Genomic DNA, 17,169 nt, shown 5'->3' on the forward strand with positions numbered 1-17,169 from the left:
TCAGTGGTCACGGCTAGGGTCGTCGTCAGTCGGAAAACGTGCGTGCGGCTGTGCGGGCGGCTGACATACGTTCGGGGAATCGGGGGAGGTGGCGGGCGTGAGCGAGCAGAACTGCCTGGTGGCCAATGACTGGGTGTGCGGGGAGTACGTGCGCACCCGCGGCCAGGAGTTGGTCGACGCGACCGTCCAACATCTCGGTATCACCGCGGCGTCGGTGGTGATCGGTGTGCTGATCTCCTTCCCGCTCGCGCTGCTCGCGCGGCGGGCGCGGGCGTTCGCCGGGCCGGTGCTCGGCGTGACCACCGTGCTCTACTCGATCCCTTCGCTGGCGATGTTCTCGCTGCTGCTGCCCCTGTTCGGGCTCTCGGCGTCGCTGGTGGTCACGGGGCTCGTGCTGTACTCCCTGACGATTCTCGTGCGCAACATCCTGGCGGGGTTGCAGTCGGTTCCGCAGGAGGCCAGAGAGGCTGCGCGCGGGATGGGGTACGGGCCGCTGAGGCTGCTGTGGGAGGTCGAGCTGCCGTTGGCGCTGCCCGCGCTGCTTGCGGGCGTGCGGATCGCGACGGTCTCGACCGTGGCGCTGACCACGGTCGGCTCGATCGTGGACTACGGCGGGCTCGGCACGCTGATCGTCGGCGGGTTGCAGAGCGACTTCAAGGCGCAGGTGCTCACCGCGTCCGTGCTGTGCGTGCTGCTCGCGGTCCTGGCGGACCTGCTGCTGCTCGGCGTGCAGCGGTGGCTGACGCCGTGGACGCGGGTGGCGGGGACCGCGAAGGCGGCGCGCGGTTTGCGCATACGCGGGCTCCGCGGCGGTGACGGCGCGGCGGGCGTCGGGCCGGAGCAGGCGGACGAGCCCGAGAAGGCGGCGGCATGAACGCGATATCGGGGGCCTACGACTGGCTGGCCACAAGCGCCAACTGGCAGGGCGAGAAGGGGGTGTGGCACCGGCTGGCCGAGCATCTGTACTTCTGCGGTGTCGCGCTGGCCGTCGCCTGTCTGATCGCCCTGCCGCTCGCCCTGTGGCTGGGGCACCTCGGCAAGGGCGGCGCGCTCGCGATCAACATCTCGAACGTGGGGCGCGCGGTGCCGACGCTGGCCGTCCTCGTGCTGCTCACGCTCACCCCGCTGGGCCGGCACGGCGATGTGCCGACGCTGATCGCGCTGGTGCTGTTCGCGGTGCCGCCGCTGCTCACCAACGCGTACGTGGGCATGCGGGAGGTCGACCGGTCCGTGGTGGAGGCGGCGCGCGGCATGGGGATGAGCGGGCGGCAGGTCTTCGCCCGCGTCGAACTGCCGTTGGCGTACCCGCTGCTGATGACCGGGCTGCGGTCCGCGACGGTGCAGGTGATCGCGACGGCGACGCTGGCCGCGATGGCCGGGGAGGGCGGGCTCGGGCGGATCATCACCGCGGGGTTCAACCTCCAGGACACGCCGCAGGTGGTCGCCGGGGCGGTGCTCGTGGCCGCGCTCGCGCTGGTCGCGGAGGGCCTGTTCGTCCTGGCGGGGCGGGTCTTCGACCCGATGCGGCGGCGGGCGTGAGCCAAGGATTCAGGTGTGTTTTCGGTACCGGCAGTGCGACGAGGAGAGCGATGAACAGCAGAACGCGTCGGGTGGCCCTGGCGGCCGTGGCCGTGGGGGCACTGACCGCGGGGCTCACCGCGTGCGGCGGTGACAGCCTTGAGGGCAAGGACGGTGCGAGCGGGTCGGGCGAGGCCGGAAAGGGCAAGATCGTCATCGGCGCCGCGCGGTTCACCGAGGCCAAGGTGCTCGGTGAGCTGTACCGGCAGATATTGGCCGACGCCGGGTACGAGGCGTCCGTCAAGACGGTGGAGAACCGGGAGATCTACGAACCGCAGCTCGCCAAGGGCGCCATCGACGTCGTGCCCGAATACGCGGCGACGCTCGCCGAATTCCTCAACCTGGAGAAGAACGGGGCGGACGCCGAGCCCGTCGCGTCGAGCGATGTCGACGACACGGTGGCCGCGCTGCGCAAGCTCGCCGAACCGGAGGGCCTGAAGGTTCTGGACGCCGGAGAGGCCGTCGATCAGAACGCGTTCGCGGTGAGCAAGAACTACGCCAAGAAGCACAACCTGAAGACGCTTTCGGATCTCGGCAAGTCCGGCCAGAAGGTGAAGATCGCCGCCGGTGACGAATGCGAGACCCGGCCGTTCTGCGCCCCGGGCCTCAAGAAGTCGTACGGGATCGATGTCACCGGAATCGACCCCAAGGGCGTCGGCACCACGCAGTCCAAGCAGGCGGTGAAGAACGGCACGGACCAGTTGGTCCTGACGACCACGACCGACGCGACGCTGGACAACTTCGACCTCGTCCTTCTCGAGGACGACAAGAAGCTGCAGAACGCGGACAACATCGTTCCGGTGGTGAACGCCAAGGACGCGGGCGACAAGAAGATCGCGGAAGTCCTGGGCAAGCTGACGAAGACGCTCACGACCGACGATCTCATCGAGCTGAACAGGAAGGTCGACGCCGAGCGGCAGAAGGAAGCCGATGTCGCGAAGGAGTATCTGGAGTCCAAGGACCTCGTCGGAAAATGATCTTGAAAGTTGTCCGGCGATGATGATCGTGACGACGCTGTTCGGTTTCCGCGGCGGTAAGCGACCTTGTCGGCACGGGCGTTAGGTGGTTTCCGTGACAGGTGTGTCCGAATTTTGCCGGGCGGGGCTTCGTGATTCGCCTACGCGCGGTAAGTTTCTGGCCATGCCACGTGGACGCCACCGCCATTCCCCGCCCCTGCACCGCCTCCTGCCTCCCACGGTGATCGCCGGCGCGCCTCTCGTCTGCGCGGGCGGCGCCTGGCTGTCCGCCGATCCGCTCGTCCTCAGGAGCATCGCCGCGGCGGCCGCCGCGGCGGCGGTGGTCGGCGCCGTGGTGATGCGCCGCTGGGACAAGCTCGCGGGCAAGCGGGTCGCCGAGCTGACGCGTGGCGCCGCGAGCGAGCGCTGGCGGCACGAGGAGGCCGTGGCGGAGCTGGAGGGCGACCTCGACGAGTCCCGTGAGCTGCGCGCCCGCCTCGAGGGCAAGCTGCGCGCGAAGCGGGCCGAGCTCGCCAAGCTGCGCAACGAGCACGCGGAGCTGCTGCGGCGGTACGCGAACGCGGAGACGGAGCGGGCCAGCGCGCTGGAGGGCCGTCGCCGGCTCGCGATAGAGGCCGCCGCCCCGGCGCGGGCGCTGCCGCCCGTGCCCCCGGCCGTACCGGGACGGCCGACCCCGGAGATGTACCGGCGGGCCGGCGCCGTCCTCGACCGGCTCGCCCGGCCCGCCTCCGAGGCCGCGGCCGTTGAGGAGACCGATTCGCAGGGGAAGCCCCGCGCGGCGGCCGGCCACTTCACGGTGCCGACCGCCGCGATGGTCGCGCCCGCCGCGCCCGCGCGGAAGGCCCCCCAGGGCGGCTTCGACTTCTTCGGTTCGGGCGCGGCCGCCGGGCACGCGCTGCGCAAGGACGAGGACCTCGCGGACGTCGTCGGCGCGGAGCTGGCGGCCGAGACCGACGCCGAGGTGGAGGCCAGGGCCTCCGAGGGCGTCGAGGACCGGTCCTCCGAGGGCGCCACGGCTCCTGAGGAGGCTCCGGCGGCCGAGGACGTCACCGCCTCCGAAGAGGCCGAAGAGGCCGCACAGGCGGAGGACGCCACCGCCTCCGCCGGCGACGAGCGTGAGCAGCAGGTCATCGACCTGACCGAGCACGACGAGACGGAGCAGATCGACATGGGCGAGCTGAGGTCGGCGCTGCGGGCCTGAGACTGCGCGCGTGACGCACCAGGCGTCACGCGCCGGGCGTGCCATTCAAGGCGTGCCATTCAAGGCGTGACGTCCACGGCGTGACATCGGAAGAGGGGCGGGGCGGCTGCGTGCCGGCCCGCCCCTCACCCGTTTCACCCGTGGTCCGCCATCCACCGGTCCGGCCGCGCGTCCCGCCGCCCCGTACGGGACCGGTCGGCCTGCGCCCGCAGCAGCTCCGCCGCCTCCTGCGCGTCCCGCAGCCGGGCGGTCACCGTCTTGTTGGCGCCCGTGTCGAGGTGCAGGTCGGCGACGCGCCAGTACCGCCCCCAGGGCCCCTGCGTGACGCGCACGCTCTGCACCTTGGCGTGCGGGACGAGCGAGAGGTGGCGCTGCAACAGCCCGTGGCGCGCGGCGAACACCGTTTCCGTGACGGCCACCCCGTAGCCCCGCCACCAGACCGGCACGCACCAGCGCCCCCGCCGCGGCGCCCGCGCGAACTCGCCCGGCTTCGGCACCGCGACGCCCGGCAGGATCCGCGCGACGACGTCCTCGGCCCGCTCGCGCGGCGCCACCGGCACCAGCACCGTGTTCGAGGACCCGGCGACGTGCAGCTCGACGCGGACCCAGCCGCGGCGCCGCCACAGCAGCGGTTCGACGATCCGTACGGTCTGGACCCGGCCGGGCGGCACCGTCTCGTGCTCGCGGTCGAGCAGCCCGTGGTCGATGCGCAGCCCGTCCTGGGACTCGCCGACCGTCCAGTCGTACTCCTTGATGAACCGGCCCGCGCTGTTGGTGAACGCCCCGCCGGCCAGCGGCACCGCGACCGCGATCACCGTCCACAGGTTGTGGGTGACGAACCACAGGACCGTCGGCACGACGAACGCGGCGAGCACCATCGCCCAGGGCCCGCCGGTGAGCAGCAGCGCCACCGCGAGCATGCGCGGGGGCGTGTGCGCGATGGGGCGCGCGGGGGCCTCGCCCACGTCCCGTGCCGACTCGGGCGCGAATCCGGCGGCGCGGGCGAGGAGTTCGGCGCGCAGGTCGCGGGCCTCGCGCTCGCCCAGGAAGGCGAGTTCGTCCTTCTTGTTGGCGCCCACCACGTCGAGCTTCAGCTTGGCCACGCCGACGAACCGGGCGAGGAGCGGCTGCGTGACGTCCACCGCCTGGAGGCGGTCGAGCCGGATGTGGGCGGTGCGGCGGAACAACAGGCCCGTACGGATGCGCAGTTCGGTGTCCGTCACCGCGAAGTGCGTGAACCACCAGGTGAGGAACCCGTACAGAGCGGCCGCCGGCACGAGCACGGCGAGGCCCAGGAGCAGCGTGGTGGCGGTGAGTTGGGCGAGCTGGCGCTGCGCCTGGTCCATGTCGTGGACGGCCCAGCCGAGCAGGATCGCGATCGGTGCCCACGCGCGGCGCAGCGGCGTGACGGGGTGCAGGCGCCGCTCTCGCAGCCTTTCGGCGGGCTCCTGGTCCTGGGCGTCCGCGGGGACGCGGGAGGCCGTCACAGGCCCGCCGATCGGGCCTCGCCGAGTTCGGTGAGGCGGTCGCGCAGCCGCTCGGCCTCGGCGGGCGCGAGGCCGGGGATCGTGGCGTCGGTGGCCGCGGCGGCGGTGTGCAGTTGCAGGCTGGCCAGGCCGAACTTCCGCTCCAGCGGGCCGGAGGACACCTCGACCAGTTGCATCCGCCCGTACGGCACGATCGTCTCCTCGTGCCACAGGATGCCGCGGCTGATCAGCAGGTCGTCGGCCCGCTCCGCGTACCGCCACGAGCGCCAGTTGCGCCCGAGCATCACCCAGCCCCACAGCAGGACCGCGAGCGGGAGCGCGGCGAACGCCGCCCAGCCGGGGCCCGCGAAGAGGGCGAGCAGCACGGCGGTGGCGGCCGTCAGCGGCACCAGCCATACGAGCAGCAGCAGACGGCGCAGTCTCAGCAGGCCGGACGGCAGCCCGGTCCACTCCTGCGCCGGTGCCTCGGTCGGGCCCGCCGCGCCTGTCGCCCCTGTCGCCCCTGTCTCCATGGATGCACCCTACGTACGAGAGACTGTGTCCATGACGCCCACGACTCAGGCCACGGTCGGCATCGGTGGTGCCGCGGAGAGCACCGACATGGTGCTCAACATCGGTCCGCAGCATCCTTCCACCCATGGTGTGCTGCGCCTGCGTCTCGTGCTCGACGGCGAGCGGATCCAGCACGCGGAGCCGGTCATCGGCTACATGCACCGCGGTGCGGAGAAGCTCTTCGAGGCGCGCGACTACCGGCAGATCGTGATGCTCGCCAACCGCCACGACTGGCTTTCCGCGTTCTCCAACGAACTGGGCGTCGTGCTCGCCGTGGAGCGGATGCTGGGCATGGAGGTGCCGGAGCGCGCCGTGTGGCTGCGGACGCTGCTCGCGGAGCTCAACCGGGTGCTCAACCATCTGATGTTTCTTGGTTCGTACCCGCTCGAACTTGGCGGAATCACACCGGTCTTCCACGCCTTCCGGGAGCGCGAGGAGCTCCAGAACGTCATGGAGGAGGTCTCCGGCGGGCGCATGCACTACATGTTCAACCGCGTCGGCGGCCTCAAGGAGGACCTGCCGCTCGGCTGGACGACCCGCGCGCGCGAGGCCGTCGCCTCGGTGCGCTCCCGCATGGACGTCTACGACAACCTGGTCCTCGGCAACGAGATCTTCCGGGGCCGTACGCGCGGGGTGGGCGTGCTGTCCGCCGAGGCCGCGCACGCCTACGGGGTGAGCGGCCCGATCGCCCGCGCCTCCGGCGTCGACTTCGACCTGCGGCGCGACGAGCCGTACCTCGCCTACGGGGAGCTCCAGGACACCCTGAAGGTCGTCACGCGGCAGGAGGGCGACTGCCTGGCCCGGTTCGAGTGCCTCCTGGCGCAGACGCACAACGCGCTCGCCCTCGCCGACGCCTGCCTCGACCGGATCGCCGACCTCCCCCAGGGGCCGGTCAACCAGCGCCTGCCGAAGGTCCTCAAGGCGCCCGAGGGCCACACGTACGCGTGGACGGAGAACCCGCTCGGCATCAACGGCTACTACCTCGTCTCCAAGGGCGAGAAGACGCCGTACCGGCTCAAGCTGCGGTCCGCCTCGTACAACAACATCCAGGCGCTGACCGAACTGCTGCCGGGCACGCTCGTCGCCGACATGGTGGCGATCCTCGGGTCACTGTTCTTCGTGGTCGGGGACATCGACAAGTAGGCCGTCCGCGTCGACGCCGACGGGCTCGACGAGCCATCCGAAGTCGCCGAGCCCGCCGCGTGCCGTCAGCTCCGCGGCCTCTCCCGCGCCCGCGAGCGCCCGGACGTACGCCGCCGGGTCCCGGGAGGCCAGGGCCAGCGGCGGACGGCCGCCCGTCACGCCCAGGGCGCCCAGGGCGGCGCGCTGCGTGCGCAGGCGGGCCCCCGCGGTGGCCGCGCACGCGTCCAGCGCCACGTGCGCCGTGATGTCGCAGGAGCCGTCGGGCACGGGAGCCGTCTCCCGGCCGTCGCGAAAGCCCGTGAGCGTGCCGAAGGGCGGCCGGGACGCGCGCGTGTGCGCGTAGTCGACCGCGACGGCGAGGCCGCGCTCCAGGCCGCGTACGGCCGCCGCCCAGGCCTCGTCGCGGGGCCGTCCCACCTCGGCGCGCAGGCCCGGCTCGGGCGGCAGCGGCCACCACTGCCGCAGCCAGTGCGCGGACGCCGTGTCGAGGGGCGCGGAGTCGAGGGTCTCCGTGCCGTCCTCGTGGACGAGGACCAGGCGGGGCGTGCCGTCCGCGGCCGTCTCGACGACGTCCAGGGGCACGTTGTCGAGCCACTCGTTCGCGAAGAGCAGACCGGTCACCCCGGTGGGCGGTTCGGCCCGCCACTCGATCCGGTGGTCGAGTTCCGCGGGGCGCTCCGCCTTCTCCACCGCGTACGCACGCGCGCGTGCCGCCACTTTCTCCGGCAGCACCTTCAGGACGCGTGAAACGAGCTCGCCGCGCCCCGCCGCCATGTCGACGAACGCCAGCTCCGCGGGCTCGCCCAGGGCCGCGTCCACCCGGCACAACAGCTCGGCGACGGCCCCGGCGAACAGCGGCGAGGCATGCACCGACGTGCGGAAATGCCCGGCGGGGCCCTCCGGCCTCCGGTAGAAGCCGGCCGGTCCGTACAGCGCCTCTTCGGTGGCCGCGCGCCACCCGCGCGGTGCCACCCCTCGTCCGTTCTCCACGCGTGCAGGCTATGCGCGCCGGGCGCGTGCGCCGCGCGGAGCCTCCACCTTCAGGAGTACGCGCGCCGGGTCCGGATCGGCCCTCCGGTTGACCCCTGCACGCTGCACGCTTCCCTACTCTGGGTTACGTGCAGCGCGTCTACGACTTCCTCCGCAGACACCCGACATGGGTCGACGGCTTCTGGGCCGCGATTCTTCTCGGCATGTCCGTGGTCGCGGGCAGCGGGGTCGGAGGCAACCCGCCGCGCGGGAACGAGGCGGCGCTGATCGTCACCTCCGTCATGCTGTCCGTGGTGGTCACGCTGCGCCGCCGGATGCCGGAGCGGATGCTCGTGCTCGCCGCCGTGGCGGGCCTGGCGCAGCTGGTGTTCGACGTCGAGACCATGCCGGCCGACTTCGCGATGCTGGTGATCGTCTACACGGTCGCCGCGAACGGCGCCCGCTGGGCCTCCCGTGTCGCGCTGGCCGGCGGGCTGTGCGCGGCGCCGCTCGCGCAGCTGCGCTGGCCCGAGACGCAGGGCAGCACGCTCGGCCAGATCGCCGTCGTCGTGTTCACGTCGGTCCCCTTCGCCCTGTCCTGGGTGCTCGGTGACTCGCTGCGCACCAGACGCGCGTACCTGGCCCAGCTGGAGGAGCGCGCGAACCGCCTGGAGAAGGAGCGCGAGGCGCAGTCGAAGGTCGCCGTCGCGGCGGAACGGGCGCGCATCGCACGCGAGTTGCACGACGTCGTCGCGCACAACGTGTCGGTGATGGTGGTCCAGGCCGATGGCGCCGCCTACGTCCTCGACCAGGCGCCCGAACAGGCCAAGAAGGCCCTGGAGACCATCTCGGGCACCGGCAGGCAGGCCCTCGCCGAGATGCGCAGGCTGCTCGGCGTGCTGCGCACCGGGGAGCACGAGGAGGCCGGCGAGTACGTCCCGCAGCCCGACGTCGAGCAGATAGAGGAGCTCGTCGAACAGGTGCGCACGGCGGGCCTCCCGGTCGACTTCAAGGTCGAGGGCACCCCGCGCCCGCTGCCCAGCGGCGTCGAGCTGACCGCCTACCGCATCGTCCAGGAAGCCCTCACCAACACCCGTAAGCACGGCGGTCCGAACGCGGGCGCCAGCGTCCGCCTCGTCTACTTCGACGACGGCCTCGGCCTGCTCGTCGAGGACGACGGCAAGGGCGCCCCGCACGAGCTGTACGAGGACGGGGGCGCGGACGGCCGCGGCCACGGCCTCATCGGGATGCGCGAGCGCGTCGGTATGGTCGGCGGCACGCTGGACGCGGGGCCGCGGCCCGGCGGTGGATTCCGTATCAGCGTGCTGTTGCCTCTCAAGCCCGCCCATTGACACGTACAAGTCCATTGACGCGTACAAGTGAGGACCGCCCGATGTCGATCAAGGTCATGCTCGTCGACGACCAGGTACTGCTGCGTACCGGCTTCCGCATGGTGCTGGCCGCGCAGCCGGACATGGAGGTCGTCGCCGAGGCGGGCGACGGCGTCGAGGCGCTGGAGGTGCTGCGCTCCACGGCGGTGGACGTGGTCCTGATGGACGTCCGCATGCCGAAGCTCGACGGGGTCGAGACGACGCGGCGGATCTGCTCCGAGCCCGAACCGCCCAAGGTGCTCATCCTGACCACGTTCGACCTGGACGAGTACGCGTTCTCTGGGCTGCGGGCGGGGGCCTCCGGCTTCATGCTCAAGGACGTGCCGCCGGGCGAGCTGCTCACCGCGATCCGTGCCGTGCACAGCGGCGACGCGGTGGTGGCGCCGTCCACGACGCGGCGGCTGCTCGACCGGTTCGCCCCGATGCTGCCCAGCAGTCCCGACCAGCCGCAGCACAAGCGCCTGGAGCGGCTCACCGAGCGTGAGCGCGAGGTCATGATCCTGGTCGCCCAGGGGCACTCGAACGGCGAGATCGCCGCGCGGCTTGTCCTCTCCGAGGCCACCGTGAAGACCCACGTGGGCCGCATCCTGACCAAGCTGGACCTGCGCGACCGGGTCCAGGTCGTCGTCCTCGCCTACGAGACGGGACTTGTCCGGGCGGGCGGACAGGGCTGAGCCGCAGCCTCTAAGGTCTGCGCATGCTTCTCTGGATCAACGGGCCCTTCGGAGGCGGCAAGACGCAGACCGCGCACGAGCTGCTGCGCCGATTACCGGGCAGCGTCGTCTGCGATCCGGAGCACATCGGCTTCGGTCTGCACCGGGCGCTCCCCCCAGCGCTGCGTGGCGACTTCCGGGACCTGAGGTCGTGGCGCGAGGGCGTGTACGAGACCCTCGACCTCGCCCTGACCAGGCACGACGGGCATGTCATCGTCCCGATGACGCTCACGGACCTCACGCACCACGACCAGGTCCTGGGCCGGCTGCGCGAACAGGGCCACGAGGTGCACCACTTCACGCTCCTGGCCTCCCGCGAGACGGTGCTGCGCCGGTTGCGCGAGCGCCGCCCCGTGCACGCCCTGAGGCGCGCGCTCGGCAGGAACGCGCCCGCCAGGGGCGAGAGCTGGGCCGAGCGGCAGCTCGACGAGTGCCTGCTGAAACTCCAGGAGCCGGAGTTCGCCGAGCACCTGTGGACGGACGACACGACGGTCCCGAAGACCGCGGACCGGATAGCGGTGCTCTCGGGGCTCACCCTGCGACCGCACACGGGCGGACCGCTGCGGGAGCGGGCGCGCAGGGTCCTCACCGGCCTGCGGCACATCCGCTAGCGAACCCTCGGCGCTCCCTAGCGCAGCACGCCCTCGATGAAGTCCCCGCCGAGCCGGGAGACGACGCTCAGGTCCAGCTGGTGCTGCACGTAGCGGCCGCGCCGCCGCGTCGTGATCAGGCCCGCCTTCTTCAGTACCGACAGGTGCCGGGATATCTCCGGCGCGGACAGGCCGTGCGCGTCGGCCAGCTCGCTCGTCGTGTACGGGCCCCGGGCCAGATGCCGGCACAGCCGCATGCGCGCCGGGTGGGCGAGCGCCGCCATGCGCCGCGTCAGCTGCTCGACCGAGGCCGGTGTCGTGAGCCCGGGGGAGGCGACCGGGTACGTGATCATCGGCTGCCAGCCCTTGCGGTGGAGCACCCACAGATGCGGCCACCCCAGGCTGGTCGGCGTCAGCATCAGATGGCCGCTGCCCGACTCCGTACGCCCGTCGGAGATCTTGTCGACGACGATGGCGGGGCCCGCCTCGTCGAGCGAGACCGCCGAGGACGTCGCCGCGAGGGCCTCCTTGAGCCCCTTGCGGCGCAGCACCTCCGTCTTGTGCCGGGCGTCGGCCGCCAGCTGGTGCCGCACCCGCGCCCAGACGTCCGAGAAGAACGCCTCGTCGCAGTCCTGCATCAGCTCCCGGAACCACGCCCTGATGGCGGGCGGGTCCTCCAGGAGACGCTGGGTGAAGCGGACCTGGGGCGCCCCGCGCGCGGCCGCGAGTTCGAGCGCGCGCTCGCGGGTGCTCGGGTCGTCCAGCCGGTTCACCGCGCGCTCCGCGTACGACGACTGGCAGGTGAACTCCAGCGCCGCGTCCACGAACTCCTCGTCGGAGAGCTTGTCGAGCAGGTCGAGCTCCTCCGTGAGCGTCGCGCCGGGCAGCGTGCGCCGCCCCGGTATCCCGGCGGACGGCGTGAAGACGTCCGAGAACGTCGTCCGCCACAGGAAGTCGGCCTCGCACATCCGGTCCGCGAGGCACGGATCCAGGCACGCCGCCACGCTCGTCGTCCACCCCTGGAGCCCCGGGTGATGGGCGGGCTCCGACAGCGCGTGCAGCGCCATGCCCAGCTCGGCCAGGGGCGAGGGCACGACGTGGATCCGCTCGGGCGTCAGGCCCGTGATGTCGATGCGCACGCTCATGACCCCATGGTGCACGGCCCCACTGACAGTCGGGCCGTCGATTGACGGCTCCCGTCAATCGACGTGACCGCACGGCGCCGCCGGACGCAGTCTCGTACCCATCGGCCCCGAACGGCAGCAAACGGGCTCATTCCGGGGCGCAGCGCGACAATCGAGATGAAGAGCGAGGTGTTCGACATGAGCGTCACCCAGCAGTACGCGATCGACCTCTATCGCGCCGCTCAGCGCGGCGAAGCCGCCCCGCCGGCCCCCGGACGGCACGACGTCGCCGCCCTCCGCGAACTGCGCGACTACCGCCGGTTCCGGGCGGTCGTGGCGGAGCGCCCCGCCCGCGGCCGGATCCGGGCGGCCCTGACCCGCCGCCTGTCGGGACGGCGCGGCCACCCGGCCGGTTGCTGAGCCCCGCCCCTACGAGGGGGATCCGCCCCCGCTACGAGGGGATCCGCCCCACGAAGTCCGCGACGGCCGCGCGGACGTCGTCGGGGCCCCACTCCAGGCCCGCCGCGGCGACCGTGACCTCCGTGGCCGCGAGCCCCGGCACCGCGCCCTCGTCCGCCCAGCGCGCGAACAGCGCCGTCCGGGTCTGTTCGGCCTGCGCGATCCCGGCCTCCGTGAGCGCGTCGGCGGCGTAGGGCAGCCAGACCTTGAACTGGTGCGTGTGCGGCACCTCCGGGAACACCCGCGCCCCCGTGACACCCGCCTGCGCGAACCCCTCGCGCAGCGCCCGCGCGACCACGCGCGCGTGCGCCACGTACTCGGGCAGCCGCGGCAGCTCCCGCTCCAGGCCGGCCAGCGCCGCGATCGCCTGCGGGAACTGCTGGAAGACCTGGCCGCCGTAGCGGTGCCGCCAGGCCCTGGCCTCGCCGACCAGCGACTGCGGGCCCGCGAGCACCGCGCCGCTGAGGCCGCCGAGCGACTTGTAGAACGACACGTAGACGCTGTCCGCGAGCTCCGCGATCTCGTCCAGCGGGCGCCCGAAGTGCGTCGCGGTCTCCCACAGCCGGGCGCCGTCGAAGTGGATCACGGCGTCCCGCGCGCGTGCCGTCTCGCAGACCTCCTCCAGCTCCTCCCAGGTGGGCAGCGTGAACCCGGCGTCCCTGAGCGGCAGTTCGAGCATCAGCGTCCCGAACGGCTCGTCCAGGCCGTGCAGGTCGTCGGCGCTGATCTGGCGCGCCGCGCGCGTGGGATGCACCGTGCGCAGCCCCGCCACCGCCGTCAGCGCCTCCCGCTCGTGCACCTCGGGGTGCGCCAGCGGATGCAGGGCCACCGTGGCGTCGCCGGTGCGGCCCGCCCAGCAGCGCAGCGCCACCTGCTGCGCCATGGTGCCGGTGGGGAAGAACGCGGCCGCCTCCTTGCCGAGCAGCGCGGCGACCTTCGCCTCCAGGTCGGCCACCACCCCGTCGCCGTAGACGTCGACGCCGTCCCCGAGGTCGGCCACCTTCGACGCGGCTTCGGTCAGGCTGTTCCAGCGCTCACCCACCGTGGCCTCGTTCGGCCTGCGGGCCAGCGTCCGCCCGGCGCCGCGCAGGGCCGCGATCAGCCGTTCGGCCTGGTTCTTCTCGGAGGTGGCAGAGTTCTCGGCGGTTCCGTACATCCGTCGATCATGACGCACCCACGTGCGCTTGCCCACAGCCTGTGGACAGCCGGGGCCCGCTCCCACAGATAGCGTTAACATGACGAGAAATCGTCCGGTACCCCGAGCGGACTGGAACGGAAGGCCATCGCCTCGTGACACCACCCCCTCCGAACCCGCGATCCGAACCAATGGACCCCAAGGACCGCCCCGCCCGCCTGACCGTCGGCGTCGTCGGCGCGGGCCGCGTCGGCCCCGCCCTCGCCGCGTCCCTCCAGCTCGCCGGGCACCGCCCGGTCGCCGTCTCCGGGGTCTCCGACGCCTCCGTGCGGCGGGCCGCGACACTGCTGCCCGACGTGCCCCTGGTGCCGCCCGCCGAGGTCCTCGCCCAGGCCGACCTGGTGCTCCTCACCGTCCCCGACGACGTGCTGCCGGGCCTGGTCGAGGGCTTCGCCGAGACCGGCGCCGTACGTCCGGGCCAGCTGCTCGTGCACACCTCGGGCCGGTACGGCGCGAAGGTCCTCGACCCCGCCCTGCGCGCGGGCGCCCTGCCGCTCGCGCTGCACCCCGCGATGACGTTCACCGGCACCGCCGTCGACGTCCAGCGCCTGGCCGGCTGCTCGTTCGGCGTGACCGCGCCCGAGGAGCTGCGGCTCGCCGCCGAGGCCCTGGTCATCGAGATGGGCGGTGAACCCGAGTGGATCGCCGAGGAGAACCGCGCGCTCTACCACGCGGCCCTCGCGCTCGGCGCGAACCACCTGGTCACCCTGGTCGCCGAGGCCATGGAACTGCTCCGCGAGGCGGGCGTCGGCGCCCCCGACCGGATGCTCGGCCCGCTGCTCGGCGCGGCCCTCGACAACGCGCTCAGGTCCGGCGACGCCGCCCTCACGGGCCCGGTGGCGCGCGGCGACGCGGGCACCGTCGCCGCCCACGTCACGGAGTTGCGCAAGCACGCCCCCCAGACCGTCGCCGGCTATCTCGCGATGGCCCGCGCGACCGCCGACCGCGCGCTCGCGCACGGCCTGCTGAAGCCGGAGCTGGCCGAGGACCTGCTGGGCGTCCTCGCGACCGGCGCGGAGGAGACCCGATGAGCCCCACCAGGACCCCCGCCGAGCCCCTGAAGACGTCGCGCACGCGGCTCCTCCACCGGGGCGAGGACATGCGGGCACGCACGCGTACCGGGCAGCGCGTCGTCGTCATGACGATGGGCGCCCTGCACGAGGGCCACGCCACCCTGATCCGCTCGGCCAGGGCCCGCGCGGGCGCCGACGGCGAAGTGGTCGTCACCGTCTTCGTGAACCCGCTCCAGTTCGGCGCGGGCGAGGACCTCGACCGCTATCCGCGCACCCTGGACGCCGACGTCCGGATCGCCGAAGAGGCGGGCGCCGACGCCGTGTTCGCGCCGTCCGTCGACGAGGTGTACCCGGGCGGGCAGCCCGAGATCCGGATCACGGCGGGCCCCATGGGGGAGCGGCTCGAAGGCGCCTCCCGGCCCGGCCACTTCGACGGCATGCTCACCGTCGTCGCCAAGCTGCTGCACCTCACGCGCGCGGACGTGGCCCTCTTCGGCCAGAAGGACGCGCAGCAACTGGCCCTGGTGCGCCGCATGGCGCGCGATCTGAACTTCGACGTGGAGATCGTCGCCGTGCCCACGGTCCGCGAGGACGACGGGCTCGCGCTGTCCTCCCGCAACCGCTACCTGTCCCCGGCCGAGCGCCGCAGCGCGCTGGCCCTCTCGGGCGCCCTGTTCGCCGGCCGCGACCGGCACGCCGCGCAGGAGGCCCTTCGCGCGCGTGCCGCCGAGAGCCCGACCCCGCGCGCGCGGGCCAGGGCGCTCGGCAAGATAGGCGAGGCCCGCGCCGCCGCCGACGCGCACGCCGTCGCGACCGCGTCCCCGGGCCGTCCCTCGGCCGTCCTCGCGGCGGCCCGCCAGGTCCTCGACGAGGCCAAGCGCCTCCAGCCGCCGGTGGAGCTCGACTACGTCGCGCTGGTCGATCCGCGCGACTTCACGGACGTGACCGACGGCTTCGAGGGCGAGGCCGTCCTCGCGGTCGCCGCGCGCGTGGGCACCACCCGCCTCATCGACAACCTGCCCCTGACGTTCGGAGCCCTCTCGTGACGAGCACAGGCATACGACTGCACGCCCCCGCCCCCGGCTGGAACATCGACGCCGACGTCGTGATCGTCGGCTCCGGCGTCGCGGGCCTCACCGCGGCGCTGCGCTGCCAGGCCGCGGGCCTGCGTACGGTCGTCGTCACCAAGGCCAGCCTCGACGAGGGCTCCACGCGCTGGGCGCAGGGCGGCGTCGCCGCGGCGCTCGGCGAGGGCGACACCCCCGAGCAGCACCTGGACGACACCCTCGTCGCCGGCGTCGGCCTGTGCGACGAGGCCGCCGTGCGCACGCTCGTCACCGAGGGACCCGACGCCGTACGCCGCCTCATCGCGACCGGCGCGCACTTCGACGAGTCCGCCGAGGGCGACCTCGAACTGACCCGGGAGGGCGGCCACCACCGCCGCCGCATCGCCCACGCGGGCGGCGACGCGACCGGAGCGGAGATCTCCCGCGCGCTGGTCGAGGCGGTCCGCGCGCGTGGCGTGGAAACCGTCGAGAACGCCCTGGTCCTGGACCTGCTGACGGACACCGAGGGCCGCACCGCCGGTGTCTCCCTGCACGTCATGGGCGAGGGCCAGCACGACGGCGTGGGCGCCGTCCTGGCGCCCGCCGTGGTCCTCGCGACCGGCGGCATGGGCCAGGTCTTCTCCGCCACCACGAACCCGCACGTCTCCACCGGCGACGGCGTCGCGCTCGCCCTGCGCGCGGGCGCCGAGGTCAGCGACCTCGAATTCGTCCAGTTCCACCCCACCGTGCTGTTCCTCGGCGCCGACGCCGAGGGCCAGCAGCCGCTCGTCTCCGAGGCCGTCCGCGGCGAGGGCGCGCACCTGGTGGACGGGGACGGCGTGCGCTTCATGGTGGGCCAGCACGAACTGGCCGAGCTGGCGCCCCGCGACATCGTCGCCAAGGGCATCACGCGCCGCATGCAGGAGCTCGGCACCGAGCACATGTACCTGGACGCGCGGCACTTCGGCGCCGACATGTGGGGGAACCGGTTCCCCACGATCCTCGCGGCCTGCCGCGCCCACGGCATCGACCCGGTCACCGAGCCCGTCCCGGTCGCCCCGGCCGCGCACTACGCCTCCGGAGGCGTCCGCACCGACCTGCACGGCCGCACCACGGTGCCGGGCCTGTACGCGTGCGGCGAGGTCGCCTGCACCGGCGTCCACGGGGCGAACCGGCTGGCCTCCAACTCCCTGCTGGAGGGCCTGGTCTACGCCGAGCGCATCGCGGACGACATCGAGCGGCAGCACGCGGAAAACCGTCTCCCCGCGCGCGTGCCCGCCCCGGTGGAGCACCCGCGGACCCCGACGCACCCGCTGCTGCCCCCGGAGGCGCGCTTCGCGATCCAGCGCGTGATGACGGCGGGCGCGGGCGTCCTGCGCTCCGCCGACTCCCTCGCCGAGGCCGCCGCCCAGCTCGGCCGCATCCACGCCGAAGCGGTCAACGCCCTGACGGAGAACGGCAAGACGGCCGAGCCCGGCGTCGACACCTGGGAGGCCACCAACCTCCTGTGCGTGGCCCGCGTCCTGGTCGCCGCCGCCCGCCGCCGCGAGGAGACCCGCGGCTGCCACTGGCGCGAGGACCACGCCGACCGGGACGATGCGAACTGGCGCCGCCACATCGTCGTACGCCTGAACCCGGACCGGACTCTGGCCACGTACACCACACCCACAGCAGACTTCCCCGCAACGGCAAAGAACCCTCAGGAGCAGTGACCGACGTGAGCGCCACCCC

General features: G+C 73.1%; 17 protein-coding genes. 12 read left to right on the forward strand and 5 right to left on the reverse strand.

Features of this window, described 5'->3' with window-relative positions:
- The first annotated feature begins 97 nt into the window (after positions 1 to 97).
- The 4 genes from ACYBSK_RS01695 (at position 98) to ACYBSK_RS01710 (ending at position 3,756) form a co-directional block, all read left to right on the forward strand.
- Positions 98 to 874 (forward strand): ABC transporter permease, encoded by a 777-nt coding sequence (locus ACYBSK_RS01695; RefSeq protein ID WP_460244935.1) that lies wholly within the window; start codon positions 98 to 100, stop codon positions 872 to 874.
- Positions 871 to 1,539, forward strand: coding sequence for an ABC transporter permease (locus ACYBSK_RS01700; RefSeq protein ID WP_457475027.1), 669 nt, complete (start codon positions 871 to 873; stop codon positions 1,537 to 1,539). The genes ACYBSK_RS01695 and ACYBSK_RS01700 overlap by 4 nt, the downstream gene beginning before the upstream one ends.
- A gap of 50 nt (positions 1,540 to 1,589) precedes the next feature.
- Positions 1,590 to 2,555, forward strand: a complete 966-nt coding sequence (locus ACYBSK_RS01705) for an ABC transporter substrate-binding protein (RefSeq protein WP_460244936.1) — start codon at positions 1,590 to 1,592, stop codon at positions 2,553 to 2,555.
- A gap of 163 nt (positions 2,556 to 2,718) precedes the next feature.
- Positions 2,719 to 3,756, forward strand: a complete 1,038-nt coding sequence (locus ACYBSK_RS01710; RefSeq protein WP_460244937.1) for a hypothetical protein — start codon at positions 2,719 to 2,721, stop codon at positions 3,754 to 3,756.
- A gap of 134 nt (positions 3,757 to 3,890) precedes the next feature.
- On the opposite strand, the gene ACYBSK_RS01715 is transcribed toward ACYBSK_RS01710, so the two are convergent.
- Both ACYBSK_RS01715 and ACYBSK_RS01720 read right to left on the reverse strand, forming a co-directional pair.
- Positions 3,891 to 5,243, reverse strand: coding sequence for a PH domain-containing protein (locus tag ACYBSK_RS01715; protein ID WP_460244938.1), 1,353 nt, complete (start codon positions 5,241 to 5,243; stop codon positions 3,891 to 3,893).
- Positions 5,240 to 5,755, reverse strand: coding sequence for a PH domain-containing protein (locus tag ACYBSK_RS01720; RefSeq protein ID WP_457475031.1), 516 nt, complete (start codon positions 5,753 to 5,755; stop codon positions 5,240 to 5,242). Before ACYBSK_RS01720 ends, ACYBSK_RS01715 begins: the two co-directional genes overlap by 4 nt.
- Between ACYBSK_RS01720 and ACYBSK_RS01725 the strand changes: the two genes are divergently transcribed.
- On the forward strand, positions 5,754 to 6,938 hold the full coding sequence (locus tag ACYBSK_RS01725; protein WP_457475032.1) for an NADH-quinone oxidoreductase subunit D: 1,185 nt from the start codon (positions 5,754 to 5,756) through the stop codon (positions 6,936 to 6,938). The genes ACYBSK_RS01720 and ACYBSK_RS01725 overlap by 2 nt on opposite strands.
- On the opposite strand, the gene ACYBSK_RS01730 is transcribed toward ACYBSK_RS01725, so the two are convergent.
- Positions 6,903 to 7,928, reverse strand: coding sequence for an SAM-dependent methyltransferase (locus ACYBSK_RS01730; RefSeq protein ID WP_460244939.1), 1,026 nt, complete (start codon positions 7,926 to 7,928; stop codon positions 6,903 to 6,905). The two genes, ACYBSK_RS01725 and ACYBSK_RS01730, sit on opposite strands and share 36 nt — an antisense overlap.
- A 128-nt stretch (positions 7,929 to 8,056) precedes the next feature.
- On the opposite strand from ACYBSK_RS01730, the gene ACYBSK_RS01735 reads away from it, so the two are divergent.
- Genes ACYBSK_RS01735 through ACYBSK_RS01745 form a run of 3 tightly spaced genes read left to right on the forward strand, consistent with a single transcriptional unit; the run spans position 8,057 to position 10,622 of the window.
- The gene (locus ACYBSK_RS01735) at positions 8,057 to 9,259 is read left to right on the forward strand and encodes a sensor histidine kinase (protein WP_457475034.1); all 1,203 of its coding nucleotides are present in this window, start codon (positions 8,057 to 8,059) and stop codon (positions 9,257 to 9,259) included.
- Between the two features lie 41 nt (positions 9,260 to 9,300).
- Positions 9,301 to 9,972, forward strand: coding sequence for a response regulator transcription factor (locus tag ACYBSK_RS01740; RefSeq protein WP_457475035.1), 672 nt, complete (start codon positions 9,301 to 9,303; stop codon positions 9,970 to 9,972).
- Positions 9,973 to 9,995: 23 nt separating this feature from the next.
- Positions 9,996 to 10,622 (forward strand): AAA family ATPase, encoded by a 627-nt coding sequence (locus tag ACYBSK_RS01745; RefSeq protein WP_460244940.1) that lies wholly within the window; start codon positions 9,996 to 9,998, stop codon positions 10,620 to 10,622.
- 17 nt (positions 10,623 to 10,639) lie between these two features.
- On the opposite strand, the gene ACYBSK_RS01750 is transcribed toward ACYBSK_RS01745, so the two are convergent.
- A complete protein-coding gene (locus tag ACYBSK_RS01750; protein WP_460244941.1) occupies positions 10,640 to 11,746 on the reverse strand; it encodes a DUF5937 family protein in 1,107 nt (368 codons plus the stop codon).
- Between the two features lie 177 nt (positions 11,747 to 11,923).
- Here ACYBSK_RS01750 and ACYBSK_RS01755 point away from each other — a divergent pair, with 177 nt between their 5' ends.
- On the forward strand, positions 11,924 to 12,145 hold the full coding sequence (locus ACYBSK_RS01755) for a hypothetical protein (protein WP_457475038.1): 222 nt from the start codon (positions 11,924 to 11,926) through the stop codon (positions 12,143 to 12,145).
- A gap of 31 nt (positions 12,146 to 12,176) precedes the next feature.
- Here the strand turns inward: ACYBSK_RS01755 and ACYBSK_RS01760 are convergent, their stop codons facing one another.
- The gene (locus ACYBSK_RS01760; RefSeq protein ID WP_460244942.1) at positions 12,177 to 13,340 is read right to left on the reverse strand and encodes a threonine aldolase family protein; all 1,164 of its coding nucleotides are present in this window, start codon (positions 13,338 to 13,340) and stop codon (positions 12,177 to 12,179) included.
- 170 nt (positions 13,341 to 13,510) lie between these two features.
- Here ACYBSK_RS01760 and ACYBSK_RS01765 point away from each other — a divergent pair, with 170 nt between their 5' ends.
- The 3 genes from ACYBSK_RS01765 (at position 13,511) to ACYBSK_RS01775 (ending at position 17,150) form a co-directional block, all read left to right on the forward strand.
- The gene (locus ACYBSK_RS01765; protein ID WP_457475040.1) at positions 13,511 to 14,410 is read left to right on the forward strand and encodes a Rossmann-like and DUF2520 domain-containing protein; all 900 of its coding nucleotides are present in this window, start codon (positions 13,511 to 13,513) and stop codon (positions 14,408 to 14,410) included.
- A gap of 68 nt (positions 14,411 to 14,478) precedes the next feature.
- Positions 14,479 to 15,438, forward strand: a complete 960-nt coding sequence (panC, locus tag ACYBSK_RS01770) for a pantoate--beta-alanine ligase (RefSeq protein ID WP_460246938.1) — start codon at positions 14,479 to 14,481, stop codon at positions 15,436 to 15,438.
- The gene (locus ACYBSK_RS01775; protein ID WP_460244943.1) at positions 15,435 to 17,150 is read left to right on the forward strand and encodes an L-aspartate oxidase; all 1,716 of its coding nucleotides are present in this window, start codon (positions 15,435 to 15,437) and stop codon (positions 17,148 to 17,150) included. Before panC ends, ACYBSK_RS01775 begins: the two co-directional genes overlap by 4 nt.
- Positions 17,151 to 17,169 lie beyond the last annotated feature (19 nt).

Source organism: Streptomyces sp. BYX5S (assembly GCF_054724165.1).